The organism is Paenibacillus sp. 2RAB27, from assembly GCF_052115445.1.
GTDB lineage: Bacteria > Bacillota > Bacilli > Paenibacillales > NBRC-103111 > Paenibacillus_E.
This window is the reverse complement of record NZ_JBFRGR010000025.1, coordinates 1-15,061: the sequence shown is the minus strand read 5'-3', so window position 1 is coordinate 15,061 and position 15,061 is coordinate 1. Positions and strand designations below refer to the sequence as shown.

The 15,061-nt window shown below is 45.1% G+C and carries 14 protein-coding genes, 1 riboswitch and 1 other annotated feature; of the genes, 6 read left to right on the top strand and 8 right to left on the bottom strand.

The window, feature by feature from the left end:
- Window positions 1-279: 279 nt before the first annotated feature.
- The 4 genes from mqnC to metA form a co-directional block, all read right to left on the bottom strand.
- The gene (mqnC, locus tag AB4114_RS26160) at window positions 280-1,416 is read right to left on the bottom strand and encodes a cyclic dehypoxanthinyl futalosine synthase (protein WP_056609487.1); all 1,137 of its coding nucleotides are present in this window, start codon (window positions 1,414-1,416) and stop codon (window positions 280-282) included.
- Window positions 1,417-1,552: 136 nt separating this feature from the next.
- Window positions 1,553-2,731 carry a trans-sulfuration enzyme family protein gene (locus AB4114_RS26155; protein ID WP_056609485.1) on the bottom strand — a complete coding sequence of 393 codons (1,179 nt, stop codon included), beginning with the start codon at window positions 2,729-2,731 and terminating at the stop codon, window positions 1,553-1,555.
- On the bottom strand, window positions 2,728-3,897 hold the full coding sequence (locus tag AB4114_RS26150; RefSeq protein WP_441991145.1) for an aminotransferase class I/II-fold pyridoxal phosphate-dependent enzyme: 1,170 nt from the start codon (window positions 3,895-3,897) through the stop codon (window positions 2,728-2,730). Before AB4114_RS26150 ends, AB4114_RS26155 begins: the two co-directional genes overlap by 4 nt.
- 35 nt (window positions 3,898-3,932) lie before the next feature.
- Window positions 3,933-4,877 carry a homoserine O-acetyltransferase MetA gene (gene metA, locus AB4114_RS26145; protein WP_441991093.1) on the bottom strand — a complete coding sequence of 315 codons (945 nt, stop codon included), beginning with the start codon at window positions 4,875-4,877 and terminating at the stop codon, window positions 3,933-3,935.
- A gap of 113 nt (window positions 4,878-4,990) precedes the next feature.
- Window positions 4,991-5,117: riboswitch (SAM riboswitch) on the bottom strand.
- Window positions 5,118-5,359: 242 nt separating this feature from the next.
- On the opposite strand from metA, the gene AB4114_RS26140 reads away from it, so the two are divergent.
- Both AB4114_RS26140 and corA read left to right on the top strand, forming a co-directional pair.
- Window positions 5,360-5,587 carry a hypothetical protein gene (locus AB4114_RS26140; protein ID WP_171630034.1) on the top strand — a complete coding sequence of 76 codons (228 nt, stop codon included), beginning with the start codon at window positions 5,360-5,362 and terminating at the stop codon, window positions 5,585-5,587.
- A gap of 302 nt (window positions 5,588-5,889) precedes the next feature.
- Complete coding sequence (corA, locus tag AB4114_RS26135) at window positions 5,890-6,828, top strand: magnesium/cobalt transporter CorA (RefSeq protein WP_441991092.1); 939 nt, start codon at window positions 5,890-5,892, stop codon at window positions 6,826-6,828.
- 87 nt (window positions 6,829-6,915) lie between these two features.
- Here corA and tyrS read toward each other — a convergent pair whose 3' ends face one another.
- Together tyrS and AB4114_RS26125 are read right to left on the bottom strand one after the other, a co-directional pair.
- Window positions 6,916-8,172, bottom strand: a complete 1,257-nt coding sequence (gene tyrS / locus AB4114_RS26130) for a tyrosine--tRNA ligase (protein WP_441991144.1) — start codon at window positions 8,170-8,172, stop codon at window positions 6,916-6,918.
- Between the two features lie 61 nt (window positions 8,173-8,233).
- Window positions 8,234-8,496 (bottom strand) — a binding site (T-box leader).
- A gap of 65 nt (window positions 8,497-8,561) precedes the next feature.
- Window positions 8,562-9,575: an HRDC domain-containing protein gene (locus AB4114_RS26125; RefSeq protein ID WP_441991091.1), complete on the bottom strand. Its 1,014-nt coding sequence runs from the start codon at window positions 9,573-9,575 to the stop codon at window positions 8,562-8,564.
- Between the two features lie 205 nt (window positions 9,576-9,780).
- Between AB4114_RS26125 and AB4114_RS26120 the strand changes: the two genes are divergently transcribed.
- Both AB4114_RS26120 and AB4114_RS26115 read left to right on the top strand, forming a co-directional pair.
- Window positions 9,781-10,074, top strand: a complete 294-nt coding sequence (locus AB4114_RS26120; RefSeq protein ID WP_056609472.1) for a DUF3055 domain-containing protein — start codon at window positions 9,781-9,783, stop codon at window positions 10,072-10,074.
- Between the two features lie 52 nt (window positions 10,075-10,126).
- Window positions 10,127-10,438: a hypothetical protein gene (locus tag AB4114_RS26115; protein ID WP_441991090.1), complete on the top strand. Its 312-nt coding sequence runs from the start codon at window positions 10,127-10,129 to the stop codon at window positions 10,436-10,438.
- Between the two features lie 61 nt (window positions 10,439-10,499).
- Here AB4114_RS26115 and AB4114_RS26110 read toward each other — a convergent pair whose 3' ends face one another.
- Window positions 10,500-11,984 carry a tagaturonate epimerase family protein gene (locus tag AB4114_RS26110; protein ID WP_441991089.1) on the bottom strand — a complete coding sequence of 495 codons (1,485 nt, stop codon included), beginning with the start codon at window positions 11,982-11,984 and terminating at the stop codon, window positions 10,500-10,502.
- 177 nt (window positions 11,985-12,161) lie between these two features.
- Between AB4114_RS26110 and AB4114_RS26105 the strand changes: the two genes are divergently transcribed.
- On the top strand, window positions 12,162-13,010 hold the full coding sequence (locus AB4114_RS26105; RefSeq protein ID WP_441991088.1) for a helix-turn-helix domain-containing protein: 849 nt from the start codon (window positions 12,162-12,164) through the stop codon (window positions 13,008-13,010).
- Window positions 13,011-13,093: 83 nt separating this feature from the next.
- On the opposite strand, the gene AB4114_RS26100 is transcribed toward AB4114_RS26105, so the two are convergent.
- Complete coding sequence (locus AB4114_RS26100) at window positions 13,094-14,431, bottom strand: ABC transporter substrate-binding protein (RefSeq protein ID WP_441991087.1); 1,338 nt, start codon at window positions 14,429-14,431, stop codon at window positions 13,094-13,096.
- A 500-nt stretch (window positions 14,432-14,931) separates the two neighbouring features.
- On the opposite strand from AB4114_RS26100, the gene AB4114_RS26095 reads away from it, so the two are divergent.
- On the top strand, window positions 14,932-15,061 hold a 130-nt coding region (locus AB4114_RS26095; RefSeq protein WP_441991143.1), incomplete at its 3' end, for a transposase.

The following is a 15,061-nucleotide window of genomic DNA, read 5'->3' as shown; positions in this document are numbered from 1 at the left end:
ATCTTCAATCTCGAATTTGTGGTGTCCCCCCATTGTACTCTTATTGACCTGCGGTTACCTGAAACTTAGCTTAATTTAAACTTAAAATGGTGAAAAAACTGGTAAAAACTTTGATGATTTCGAGCAATTTCATCTTGTAGACGTTGGGTGTAACGGAGTTAGTCGGTTCATCGACTATCTCGGGGCTGTTGACCTCGAAGACAAAAAAACGCTTATCCCTACAAATCCCACCAGTGGGTTTGTAATAGATAAGCGTTGTCGCTCATGGTTCAGCACATTTTAGTTCTGCATCACAAAATCACGATCAATCTTCACATTCTCGTCGTCAAACACGCGCAGAATCTGATACTTCGTATTCCGCTGCGCTGGGATTTTGCCTGCTTGACGGATGATGTCCAGCGTCGAGGACACGTTAACCTTGTGCGTGGTGCCCGCCGCGGATACAACGTTCTCTTCGATCATGGTGCTGCCGAAGTCGTTACAGCCATAGCTCAGCGTCTGCTTGCCAACCTCAGGTCCCATGGTGACCCATGAGGATTGGAAGTTCGGCACGTTGTCCAGCATGATGCGGCTGATCGCCAACGTTTTCAAGTACTCTTCAGGCGTAACTTTCTCCGCCTTCATATTCGTGTTGTCCGGTTGGAACGTCCACGGAATGAATGCCAGAAAACCTGGTGTGTTCAGCTTCTGCAGCAGTACATCGTCTTGCGCATCGCGGATACGTAGCATATGCAGAGCCCGCTCTTCCATGGATTCGCCGAAGCCAATTACCATTGTACCCGTCGTATGCATGCCGAGCTTGTGAGCCGTCTGCATGACATCCATCCAATCGCGCCAAGAGCCTTTCAACTTGGAGATCTTGCGACGCGTGCGGTCATCAAGAATTTCTGCTCCGCCACCTGGCAACGAATCAAGTCCCGCTTCATGCAATTGACGAACGATTTCCTCCAGCGATAAACCGCCGGAAACATCCTTCATTTTCATAATTTCAGCGGGCGAAAAGGAGTGCATCGTTATATCGAAGCGCTTCTTAATTTCTTTTAAAATATTCGTATAGTAGCTGAATGGTAGATTCGGATTCGTACCGCCTTGCATAAGAATCTCAGTTCCGTCAACATCCAAGGTCTCTTGAATCTTCTGGAAAATCGTTTCATCCGGCAGTACATACCCTTCCGCGGAACCTGGTGGACGGTAGAAAGCACAGAATCGGCAATACACATCACAGATGTTCGTGTAGTTAATATTCCGCCCAATCACAAAAGTCGTGATCGGATCTGGGTGCCATTTTTTCATAATCTGATTAGCGGTGTCGCCAATTTTCTCTATTTGATCGGATTCGAACAGCGTAATGCATTCTTCTACATCAATTCGCCCGCCTGCTTGTGCTTTATTTAAAATGCGATCGATCGGTTTCATTACTACTCACTCCTTTACTTTCTGAAGGCTCGTATCCATTTATCGTACCATACTCATGCCAAAAAAGCAGCACGGGGCTGCTTTTTCCAGTCGTTATTCCTATGCAAATATGAATAATTTCTGAATACCACGGTGCTTAACCGCGCAGAGCTTGTTCCAAATCTTCGATGATATCTTCGATATCTTCTAGTCCCACCGAATATCTCACGAGACCATCCGTAATGCCGCGCAGTAAGCGAACTTCCTTCGGCATAGCAGCATGAGACATCATGGCCGGATAGGACAAGATACTCTCTACAGCACCCAAGCTCACAGCTACGAGCGGGATTTTAACTTTACTTAGCAACTTCTTCGCTTTCTCGCCAGAGCCAACGTCAAATGAGACGACAGCACCATAGCCAAGCGATTGCTTCTCATGAATTTCTCTACCTGGGTGGTTAGGCAGACCTGGGTAGTAGACCACGTCGATATCCGGTTGCTCAGTCAGCCATTGTGCTAATCTGCGAGCACCCTTCTCAGACATTTCCATACGGGCTTGCAACGTTTTCATACCGCGAATGAGCAGCCATGAATCTTGAATGCCGAGCACGTTCCCCATGCCATTTTGAATTTGCTTCATTCGACGACCAAGGCTGTCATTCGCTACAACAGCTAGCCCTGCTAACACATCACTGTGCCCGCCAAGAAATTTCGTTGCACTATGCAGTACGATGTCAATGCCTAGCTCAATTGGACGTTGATGATAAGGTGTCATGAAGGTATTATCCAACATCGTAAGCAGGTCATGCTCCTTCGCAAAAGCAGCAATCTCACCAATATCCGTAATACGAAGCGTTGGATTTGAAGGCGTTTCAATGAATACAGCTCTCGTATTAGAACGTAGTGCTGCTCTCACCTCAGCGATGTTCGTCATATCTACAAACGTAGATTCCACACCCATGCGATTCATAATCGTAGTCAGCAAACGATAGGTACCGCCGTACACGTCTTCCGTACAGATGACATGATCTCCTTGCGACAACAACATCAATGCAGAAGAGATGGCTGCCATCCCTGAGGCGAACGCAAATCCACGCGTACCGCCTTCTAATAATGCGATGTAATCCTCTAATGCTTGACGCGTCGGGTTACCAGAGCGAGTGTAGTCGTATTCTTGGTTTGCTTCCAAATCAGCCTGATGAAAGGTTGAAGCCTGATACAGAGGCACGCTGGATGCCCCTGTTGCCTCATCAATTTCAGCCCCAAAATGGATCAGTCTTGTGGCAAATTTGCCGTGTGCTTTACGTTTCTCTTTATCCGAAGAAGAATGGCTCATAATTGTGAAGCTCCTTCCAACTCGGCATGTGCTGCATCTAGGGCGTTCGACAAATCCGCGATCAAATCATCAATATGCTCGATCCCAACAGAGAAACGAAGCAGACGGTCATCGACACCAATTTGCTCTCTAATTTCTAGCGGAATGTCCGCATGTGTTTGTACAGCTGGGTAGGTCATCAAGGATTCAACCCCGCCTAAGCTTTCTGCGAATGCAATGAGCTTAATATGCCGAAGAATTGGTTCAATTAAGCGAGCATCCTTCACCTTGAAGGAGAATATCCCTGTATTGCCGCTGGATTGTTTATTTTGAATCGCATAGCCAGGGTGTGATTCAAGCGCTGGATAGTATACGTCTGAAATCAACTTGTGCTGGAGCAAGAAATTCGCAATCGCCGTAGCATTCTGCTCATGACGCTCCATACGCAACGCGAGGGTTTTCATCCCTCTCATCAGAAGCCAGCTGTCTTGCGGTCCAAGCACAGCTCCAATGGAGTTATGGAGAATAGCCATTTGCTCCGAAAGCTCTTTCCCTTTTGTAACAATCAGACCCGCTAATACGTCGTTATGTCCGCCCAAATATTTCGTCGCGCTATGGATGACGATATCGGCCCCAAGCTCAATTGGACGTTGTAGATAAGGCGTAAGCAGCGTGTTATCGACGATGGAGACGATGCCCTTTTTACGGGCCCATGTACATACAAGCTCAAGATCTGTGATCATCATCAATGGGTTCGTTGGTGTTTCAATAACAAGACCCTTCGTATTGGACTGATACGCACCTTCTAGTGCATCCAAATCATTCGTATCTACATACGTAGCCGTTACACCGAAACGGGACATGATTCTTTCCAATAGACGATACGTACCACCATATAAATCCAAGGAAACAATCAAATGATCACCTTGGCTGAAATAGGCGAAAATCGTTTGCAATGCCGCCATTCCTGAGGAACATGCAAAGCCTGCATCTCCGGACTCGAGCTGAGCAATAGCGTCTTCTAGTACTTTACGCGTTGGACTTTTCGTCCGCGCATAATCAAATCCAGTGCTCTGTCCCAGCTTAGGGTGGCGAAACGCAGTTGATTGATAAATAGGAAAGCTAACAGCACCTGTAACAGGTTCTTCAATAGAGCCAATTTGAGCGAGACGACTTTCGATTTTCAACAAGAGAATTTCCTCCTCAGGGTATGGGTTCGATTTTACAATTGCGAGCTTGCCAAGCTTTCATTTATGTTTACCGTCAACTCAAAAGGTGTTTCTTGATATACATAATAGTTCAGCCAGTTCGAGAACAGCAAATTCGCATGGGCTCTCCAAGTGTTGTAAGGCAGTCTACTCGGATCGTTATTCGGGTAATAATTGTTCGGAATATCAATCGGCAGCCCTTTGGCCACATCGCGGTCATACTCCCATTTCAAGGAACAAGCATCATATTCCGAATGTCCTGTCACGAAAATATGCTTACCATCGCGCGTTGCGACGATATATACACCAGACTCATCGGACTCTGATAAAATTTCTAAATCTGGACATCGCTCAATATCTTCACGATTAATATCAGTGTGACGTGATTGCGGAACATTGAACACTTCATCAAAGCCGCGCAACAGCTTCGTGTTCGGAACACTTACCGTATGTGGGAATACGCCAAATGCCTTCTTCTCTAGCGCATATTTGCGTACGCCGAAATGATGGTATAAACCTGCTTGAGCCGCCCAACAAATATGCAGCGTGGAAGTCACATTCCGCTTGCTCCATTCAAGAATTTGGGTTAGCTCTTCCCAATAATTCACGTCTTCGAAATCCATTTGTTCTACGGGCGCACCCGTAATAATCATACCATCCAGCTTATCGTCTTTGATATCATCAAACGTTTTGTAAAACATATCTAAATGTTCGAGGGACGTATTTTTGGAAGTGTGAGTTTTCGGATGTAGCAACACGAACTCCACTTGCAGTGGCGTGTTCCCGATCAAGCGCAACAGCTGCGTCTCCGTCGTTTCTTTGGTCGGCATTAAGTTAAGCAGGGCAATGCGAAGTGGACGTATATCCTGGTGATACGCGACAGATTCGTCCATGGTGAAGATATTCTCTTGGTTTAAAATTTCTTTGGCAGGCAGGTTGTCAGGAATCTTGATCGGCATCCTGTTCACTCCTCTTCATTAATTTAGGTTTAGTTGAAAAATTTATGTGAAATGCAAAAATGACCTTCCCTGGAATCAGAGAAAGGCCATGAAAAATCAAAGTCAATGTCCTTCTCTTATCTCCCAGATTCGCTGTAAACAGCGTTTCCGCAAGAATTAGCACCGTGCTCCCCTTTTTGCAAAGGTTTGTCGGTTGCCGGGTGTCATAGGGCTAGTCCCTCCACCTACTCTTGATAAGAAAACGTAACGTATGCGATTAGCATTATCATACTATAAAATTAACGAAAGTCAAGATGGTTAGACTTGTACATGTCAGTGATCCTAAAAAAATTAGTAGTTGTAGCCAAGCTATCATTAAAATGATACAATTTGTATTGTGGTAAACTGTTTAAGTTTAGGTACTTAAGGTTATTACTAAGGATTAGCGTTTCATAGCAGATGTTTCTAAACGAATAAGAATTTTTGAAGAAATGAGGGCTATAATGTCAACCCAAACATCGGATAATTTCTCTGCATTCGCCTCCTTACATCGTTATTTTGCCTTTATTGAAACCGACAAACCTACACTTGAACAAGCCGAAATCGCTGTCTCACAGCTTCATCTCGTTTATGGTGCTGAGAGTGAAGATGATCTGATGAAGCGCGGCGGTCCTGAGATCATTCAAATGTACACAGACGTCAAAAATAAGATTTTAAATGCCGCCAAGTAAGTTTTGGCGGTTTATTTTTTTGGCACAGACTTTGCCTATTCTCCATAAGCTAACTTATCGACAATTCCCCTTATTGCATCAAACTTTTTGGCTTGAAACAGGGTATATGAACAGGTATACTAGACAAGTATTCGACACGGACGGAAAAGGAGGGCATACGCTTGGACGGAGAACCGAGGAGTAGAACCTGCAAGGCGAATAAACAATTTCAAAGTGTAGGAATGAAGTCGGTTAATCCATCATCCAGGGCATTGCTCTTCTAGATGTACTAACCGGCTGATTCCATTCAAAGGGGTGGGCAGATGAAAACACGGTTGGTTCAAAATGGTATTTTTACGTTAGTTGATGATGTTACTGCTGCGCTTACACCTCCAAGCCAAGGCTTCTATTGGATTGATGCGGGAATAGAGGATTTGGAATTACTTCAGCCTCTTTTCCATTTGCACGATTTGGCCGTAGAAGATTGCCTTAGTGAGGAAGAACAGCGTCCTAAGATTGAATTTTATGATTCTCATTATTTCATAGTCATTAATAGTATTCGGTTCGATGATGAAGAAATTTTCTTACGCGCACTTAATCTATTTCTAAGCAAACATGTGATCATTACGGTAACACGACAAAAAATTAATGAGCTGCGCGCACTCAAACCTTTCCTCTGGGAGGAAGAAGTTAACAGTGCCGATCGATTCTTATATCATTTGGTCGATCTCGTCGTCGATAACTATGTGGCGGTCGGTGACCGAATTGAAGCCAAGATTGAGAAACTGGAAGAAGATATTCTGATGGCGACGAAGAAGTCGCATTTGAATGAGATTATCGGTCTTCGTTCTGAAATTTTGTGGTTGAAAAAGGTGCTTGCGCCTCAACGTGACGTCATTGGGACGCTCGGTAAAAAAGAGCTCCGATTGATCGATCATCAGCTCCAGAAGTATTTCGGCGACATTTATGAGAATGCCGTCAAAATCGTTGATACGTTCGATACGCTGCGCGATCTGATGGGGAACTTACGAGAAGCTTATCAATCCAGTCTCGCGAACCGCGCCAATGATATCATGCGCGTGTTTACCGCGTTAACAACGATCTTCATGCCCTTGACCTTCATTACCGGTGTTTTCGGGATGAATTTCGATAATATTCTCGGGCTGCACCTAACCCCTCATGGGGATGAAATCGTGCTCGCCTTTATGGGCGTCCTCGGCATTGCCATGTATGTCCTGTTCCGTAAGAAAGAATGGCTATGATCGACTCAGATCGATGTATAGATAAAGGGTGACTTCAAGCAGAAACGTAGCAAATCTGCTGAGGAGTCACCCTTTTTGGCATTCAACTTACAATAGCTTGATTCTAACAAACTTCCGTTTCCCGACTTGCAGAATATCGCCATCCACCGGTGTAATTTGCGCATGAATATCCGTCAACTTCTGTTCGTTGATTTTCACAGCTCCTTGCTCCACGCTCCGTCTAGCTTCCCCATTCGACGATTGCAAGGATAAGCTGACTAACAACTTGATAATGGACATGCTTCCTGCTTCCAGATGGCTACTGTCGAGATTTACTTCCTCAATGTCATCTGGCAAAGCGCGCTGTTGAAAAACAGTAATAAAATGCTTCTCCGCCTCCTCAGCTGCTTCCACACCGTGGTACATCTCAACATACAATTTCGCCAGCCTCAGCTTGGCATCTCTTGGATGGATCGTACCGGCTTCGAGTCCTTGCCTCAGCTCTTCCATTTCGGCATTCGACAAACCTGTCGTTAACTCGAAATATTTGAGCATGAGCGTATCCGGGATGGACATGGTTTTGCCGAAAATGTCATTCGGCTGCTCATCGATACCGATGTAGTTGCGCAAGCTTTTGCTCATCTTCTGAACGCCATCCAGCCCTTCTAGCAGAGGCATTAGGATCGCTACCTGACCCTCTTTGATCTCATAGGCCCCTTGAAGCGTACGCCCCATCAAAATATTAAAAGTCTGATCGGTTCCACCGAGCTCAATATCACTTTCTAAAGAAACCGAGTCGTAGCCTTGCATAAGCGGGTAGAAAAATTCGTGCACATGTATCGGCTGATTCGCCGCATATCGTTTGGCAAAGTCATCTCTTTCCAGCATACGAGCAACCGTCACTTTACCAGCAAGTCTTAGCACATCATCGAAGCGCAGTTCACCCAGCCATGTGGAGTTATAGTAGAAGGATGTTTTGTTTAGATCCAATACCTTGGCTAGCTGGGTCTGATACGTTTGCGCGTTATGCTTCACGTCTTCCTCCGACAGCTGTTTGCGTGTCTCGGATTTCCCTGTCGGATCGCCGATGCGCCCCGTGAAATCACCAATAATCAGCTGTACCTCATGTCCCAAGTCTTGGAATTGACGAAGCTTGTGCAGGACGACCGTATGTCCAATGTGGATATCCGGTGCAGATGGATCCAATCCTAGCTTTACTTTCAGCGGCGTCCCTGTCACTACCGCCTTCATAATCTTCATCTTCAGCGCTTCTTCCGGCACGATTTCCGCTGCGCCGCGTTTGAGGATACCCCATTGATGCTCAACTTGTTGCTGCTGCTCCTCAGTAAGCTTTTCCCATGACAACATACGATCCCTCCATTCGATTAGTTATAAAAGAATACAAAAAAGACAACCTCAACGCCCACAAAGGGACGAGAAGGTTGTCTCGCGGTACCACCCTAATTAAAGAGATTGGTTGCACGCCTACTGGCATGCCACTTCTCTTTCACTTAGAAAATTAACGACAAATAGTTTGCCGGGTGTAAGCTACTAGTGCTCGATAGAGCATGTTCCCTCCACCAACTCAGAACTGTAATTCGGACAATATGCTTGCATCGGTTCGCACCTTCCACCGACTCTCTGCAGCAGCGGCATTTCTCCTACTTCGGGCTTCACCCATGTTCGTCATCGCTTTGACGGATATTAGATTATTGACCATTTAATCATATCCCACAGGCCTTTGTCAATGCACATTAACTAGCTGCTTGGATCGAATTTCTTTCCTTCTCTCTGCGAAAACGTAACCGAAGCAAACGCAGCCATTCATAGGCACGGTCTAACTCTTTCCCCTTCAGTTCTTCCGTCCCGATGAGACTCTTAAGAACGGGCTTTAAATAGCGATCACCTTCAGATTCATACGCATTCCATGCTTTAATTTGCTCCTCCTCAGGAATCGAAGCAAGTTCAGCTTCCACGAGAGGATCCATATCGTAGCCTTCACGATCCAAATCTTCCACCCACAACAGCAATTCTCTCCGCGGCATCGTCAGATTCGCCTGAAGATCGGCCAAGTTCCCGCCTCCAGCAACGATTTCTAACAGCTTGCGTTTGCTGACTTCACGATCAAGCTCGATTCGCAGCTTCTGCTCCTTCTGAGCAAGCAGCCAACCCTCAAACTTCATCGTATCCACATAATTGGCAACCCAATCTAAAGGAAATCCGTTCGTGCGTATGCACTCGCCAATCAGTCCAAGCAATTGATCAGCGTACTGCGCCGTTTTCTGCTCGCCAAACCCAGGAATTTGCTGAAGCTCTTCCCTGGTCTGCGGCAGGAACACTGAAATCATCCGTAGGACACGGTTCGTAGCAAGGATGTATGGTGCCTTCTTCTCACGTGCAGCCTGCTCACGGCGCCATGCACGCAGTGATTCGAACACCTCTTCATTCGGATTCTCCTCGCAGAAATACGTTAGCATTTGGGTCATTTTCGCTTTACCTGAAAGTCCTTGCGTAAGATCTAATTCTGTGTGTACCAACGGACGGAAGCCGCTTCTGATTTTCTCGCGTAAGCCTTGACGGAAAGCAAAAAGCATCTCATCCCAGCTTATTCCTTGGAACCATTCGTCTTGCTCCAGCTTACCCGTCAAGTCAGGTTCACTCCAGTACACACTCCAAATCCCTTGTTCTTCGACAATCGAAACCTGTGCGGAAATCACTTGCTGATCCCCTGAATTCTTCTCTAACGTGTTCAGAAATACAATGTTCATCTCTTTCCATGCCTCCAGACGTTGATATGAAATAGGTTTAAGAAAAACGAAAAAGCACCTCTTCTGCCCGCAGGACAGAAAAGGTGCTTCCCATTTCTAATATCCAAATCATACCATGTTTGTCAGTTAGGCGCAAGAACCGTTTTGCCCCCAGACCCTTATCGGTTATAATAGATCCATACTAGAAAGAGAATGGAGGGCCCTCATGTCTGATTATGACTTTTTATATGATCATCAAGAAGAAACAACAACGCGTTTTGTCTGTTTCGTTGGCAATGCTTTACACCGTTTTGACCTCGCGATCATGACCACTACCCGCTATTATGGCAAGAAGCTGGTCATCGATTTGCAATCGGGACGCAGTGCTGTTATTGGACCGGACGATTTGAACGAAGAAGGCTACCTCGAGCATGTATTCAAGATCAACGAAGAACAAGCTCAAGAGCTTACCGAATTTTTATCCCAAATTATTGGATCCATACATTTTACGGATATTTAAGGGTTTGTCGGGGGACACTGGAAAAAGCAAAACCTGAAAAGGAGGCTTATCCATGCGTAAAAAGTCACCACACATCAACAATGTAGAGGGATTAGGCTTCCTCTCAGAAGACCGCCTCGCTGCGTACACAGACCTCAAGTCGGTCGAATCACAGCGTAATGACATGATCCCCGAGGAATTTCCCGAGGGGCCTTATGGCACAAGTATGTTGTCAGAATCCCTTGGGAAAAGTACCCCTTGGCGAGAGGATCAACGCCCTACCAACCGTTTTGCTTATGAGAATCGTGAGCTGCACGAAGGTATTACAAGGGACTATCCTGGAGCAGATGATGCTATGGGAGAGTCTACCGAGGGCTTGTCCTAGGTAAATGAGAAACGCCACGAACACCCGTTAAATGGGATGTTTGTGGCGTTTTTTCACTTCATTATTTACCGAGCAATTCCAAGTGTCTGCCGATATGATGACGAAGTCCTTCTGCAAAGGTATCCTCTTGATCCGCCAAAGTTTGGAAAAACTCATCCGCAAACGTGCGGCTTCCGTCTTCATTCTTCGCTTGAAGAAGCAAACCATACGTGATGTGCAGCAATTGACGTGCATTATTTTCTTCCATGTAATCAGGCAGCTGCGCATCGGTTACATCGCTAAGTGGAGCGATAGCGTTAATGTCTGTCGTTACATGGTAGTAAGCTGTTGCTTCGACAAAATGATCAAGTGCATATTGGTGCATGCGGCGATAAAGTGTAGGATTCACTTTGGCTACAACACGTACCGCTTCGAGCCAGTTTGTACCCGCGGTTTTGATATGGAACAGGCCATTCGTGTATTGACCGATCAATGGGAACACACTGAATTTATCACTGCCGGAATGAATGCTTAGCTTGTATTCAAAATGAACAGCAATCGCTGCATGACTAGCTAGCTCACGCTCAAATTGCGCGATATCTCCGATGTAGTCGATCCCTTTTTGGAATTCGCCGCAGAAGCGTGGCGCCATGCTGAAAATCACAACGCCGCGATCACGAAGCTCATTCGCTACCAAATAGTGTGCCTCAGGGGAAGTTGGCGTCGCTGTCTCATCAATGGAAATTTCGAAATCAACCGCACGATCAAGTGTAACGATATACTTGCGGTAGATCGCTTCCATGAAATTAATAGCTGCATCATAGATCAATACATCTTTCTTCAAAGCTTCTGCTGTATAGGCAAGAGTAGCTCCTGGTACATTGGGTGCTGTTTGAAGGTAGCGCTCTTCATAGCGGCTGCGCAAGCTAGCAGGCAGTTGCTCATATTTCGCCGCGATTTCTGCTTCGCTCATGGATTCAATCGTGTTGTCGATATTCTCGGAGCAATCTAGTGTCAACATCGTAAAACCAAGACGCAACGCGTACTCGATGTCCTCTTCTTTCTTCAAGTGGTCGCCGTCAGCGCCGTAACCATCTGTGTAGCCCTCTTGCAGAACGGCATAAGCTGCTGCATCCAATACATCCTCATACGTGCGGCCCGTCAAAGCAAGCTCACGAATACTTTGTTGCGCTAGAACAGGACGAATGTCTTTGCCGCGGATCGTTTGGATATGGCCAGGACTTGCAATCCCAAGTCGATCACCTAAGCCCATAGTCGCTACTTGTGTACCGAAGGCTTGAGGAGCTGTATAAGGCAAAAATTGATTGATAACCAGTCGATTTGCATGTGTTAAAGGAGCTACTTTACCGCCTTCTACAACTTCACCTTGCAGTTGGTCAAACAATTCTCCTGAGCCTACGACGATTAGTTGCTTACCTTCTGTTGTACGTACCATAAGCAGAGTCGTATCTCCCACTTGCGTTAGGGAAGATGTATAAATTTTAATGACATCGGATGAGAACTCGTTTACTTGTCCTGCGCGTACTGCCTCTATAAGTGCGTTCATATTAAATTTCCTCCTATTTGTGCAAGCGTTTGCTAATCAAACTATAGCTTCATTTTATCGCAAGTATGGAGCGTTTTCTCTTCATCTATTCCTATTTCAAGTAAAAACTATTCATATTTTTCACTAATTTCATGATATACTTCAGTTACCTCATTTCCAAATAAGGAGTTGCCCTATATGTCGCGTACCGTTACCTTCGGCAATGAAGATGAAGGCCCTTTTTACATTCAGCATATTCATCGTTCGGGCCCTTTCGAGAGGACTCAGCATATGCATGATATGTACGAGCTGTATTATTTATACGAAGGAGAACGCATGTATTTTATCCGTGATCGATCGTATCTCATTCTCCCAGGAGATTTGGTCCTCATTAATCGACGTGAGCTTCACGCCACCTCAGATTCAGATAAACTAGGTCATGCGCGAGTTGTCATTAATTTTAGCGATAGCCTATTGGACCACACGAAAGAAGAGGCTCCATTCCTGCTAGATGCCTTCACACATGCTACGCCTGTTCTGCGGTTGGATCTGCCTACTCGAAGACTCGTCGAAGATATTCTTGGCAAATTAATTCATGAAGCGAAGGATCCCCATATTGGACAAACTTTCGCCATCACACACTTTCTAATTGAATTGCTGTTATTCACAGCACGTTTCGTTCGCATACATCCTATCATTTCACCTGAACACGTCTCGCCCTTACACCGGAAAATATCCACCATCGTGCGTTTTATCAACACCCATTTCGATGAACCGGTGCGACTGGAAGATCTTGCCGAACAATTTGAAATCAGCCCCGCCTATTTAAGTCGGATGTTCAAAGAAATCACCGGATTTTCACTCGTTGAATATGTGAATCTCGTTCGGGTGCAAGAAGCTCAGAGGCTGCTGGCAACGACGAGGCTAAAAGTCATCGTGATCGCCGAGCAAGTAGGTTTCGGCTCCCTCGTGCAATTCGGGCGGGTTTTCCGTCAAATGACGAAAATGACGCCGTTGCGTTATCGACAGTCAGCTGTTGTGCGATAGTGAGGTAGAACAAAAACAAGTACCCACAATCTGAACACTTAAGGAAGTATCCGATTATGAGTACCTGTTACTAGAATCACGTATTACTTTTTGTTTTTGTCCAAAATTGCTGTAGCATCCTTACGGAAAGAGACCGCCGCTTCTTGAACCGTTATTTTCTTGTACATGATTTTCTCAGCTGTATCTTTAAGCAGCTTCTCGATTTCGATGGAACCAACTGGGTTCGGAGGATCCATTGGCGCACTGTTTTTCTCAGCCCATGCGACATAGTCAAATACTTTGATTTCATTCGGGGTTAACAGCGGTTTCAAAGCTTCTTTCACTTTAGAAGCAACAGGTACGCCGCGCTCGCCTTTAATAATTTTATTTGCTTCAATATCATTGATCCAGAAATCAATAAATTTAGCAGCTTCTTCTTGTACTTTGGAACTGCTTGATACGGACCAGTACATACTTGGTTTCAAGAATAACCCTTTGTTTGCATCAGGACCTGGCATTGGCTGAAGCACAAGCTCACGCTTAGATGCTGTAGCTAGACCAATGAATTGATTAGACCAACCATTGGATGAAATGGAATTACCCAATGTCAACTCGTCATCTTCCGGTGTGCCTTTCTTTTGAGCAGCTTTATCAAGCGCCAGTACACTTCCAGCGTCATAATATTTCTGAGAGCGATTGAAATAGTCAACAAACAGCTTATCATCGGTATAACCAAGGGCTGTGCCTTCTGCGTTATACATTTTTTGACCAAGTGTACGCAGGTAATAGGGGAAGAAAACGTCATCCCGAAAGCCGCCCGTGATTTTGCCCGCAGCTTTTGCTTTGGCCGTAATTGCATCCAAATCATTCCATGTCCAGTTCTTTTCAGGAGGCGTAATACCTGCCTTTTTCAACATCTCGAAATCCATGATGCTGGTCAAAGCATTAACCCCTAAGTTCATAGCGACAAGCTTCCCGCCTACTTGACCACCTGAAACTGCATTTGGACTAACATCGTCCACGTTCAATATTTTACTCTTCGTAAAAGGCGTCAAATCCGCCAATTGGTTTCTTCCACCGTATTGTGTTAAATACGAGATATCCATTTGTATAATATCTGGCAGTTGGTTAGCCGCAGCCTGAGGAGCTAGCTTTTTCCAATAATCATCAAAAGCTGCATATTCAGCTTCAATTTTCACGTTCGGATGTGATTTCTCATACATTTCGATAACTTTCAGCGTATAATCGTGGCGCGCTTGACCGCCCCACCAGGCCATGCGAAGCTTTACTGGATCCTTACTTGCACTGACAGTTGCACTAGGAGTCGTTGTTGTTGGCGCTGTTGTAGCTCCTCCACTTTGGTTACTAGAAGTACCCGAAGAACAAGCGGTTGCTGTGAAAATCATGGATAATGACATTAATGTGACTACTGCCTTTTTCATGGTTTTTCTCCCCTTTTTACGTACATTTTCGGAAACCGTAATCGCTTACATTTCTATTATCTGCTAAAAATTAACATTCGGTAATCAAAAAAACCGTCATCTTTGTTCAATTTTCAGTTTCCGCTACGTGTAAACTCAGCAAACTTACTCCCGCTTCTACTCCTACTCTTACCTCTACTCCTACTCCTACTCCTACTCCTACTCCTACTCCTATTTCAACAGCCGAACCTATCTCCACCGCCACAAACAAATTAAATGGATTTTATGTTGTTATTTTTGCTGATTCTCGCTATTTGGGAGCAATAGCTGGATTTCCTGTAGTTAATGACTGCTAAAAACCACCAAACTATCAATCTTCCTCAATTTAAATGTACTTTTTCCATCTACTCATTAAATTTCAGATAAATCGGCAATATTAACTGTAGATTTGCAGCTAGAATAAAAAGTGGACACCTCGTTAACAGATTTAAGATAATAGACATAACGAGGAGGTGTTCACAATGGGTGAACAACGGCAAAGGTACAATGATGAATTTAAACAACAAACGGTAAAATTTATTCAAGAACAAACGAAATCGGTAACGGAAATAGCTGAAGAACTTAACATTCCTGCGGGAACGCTTCATCAAT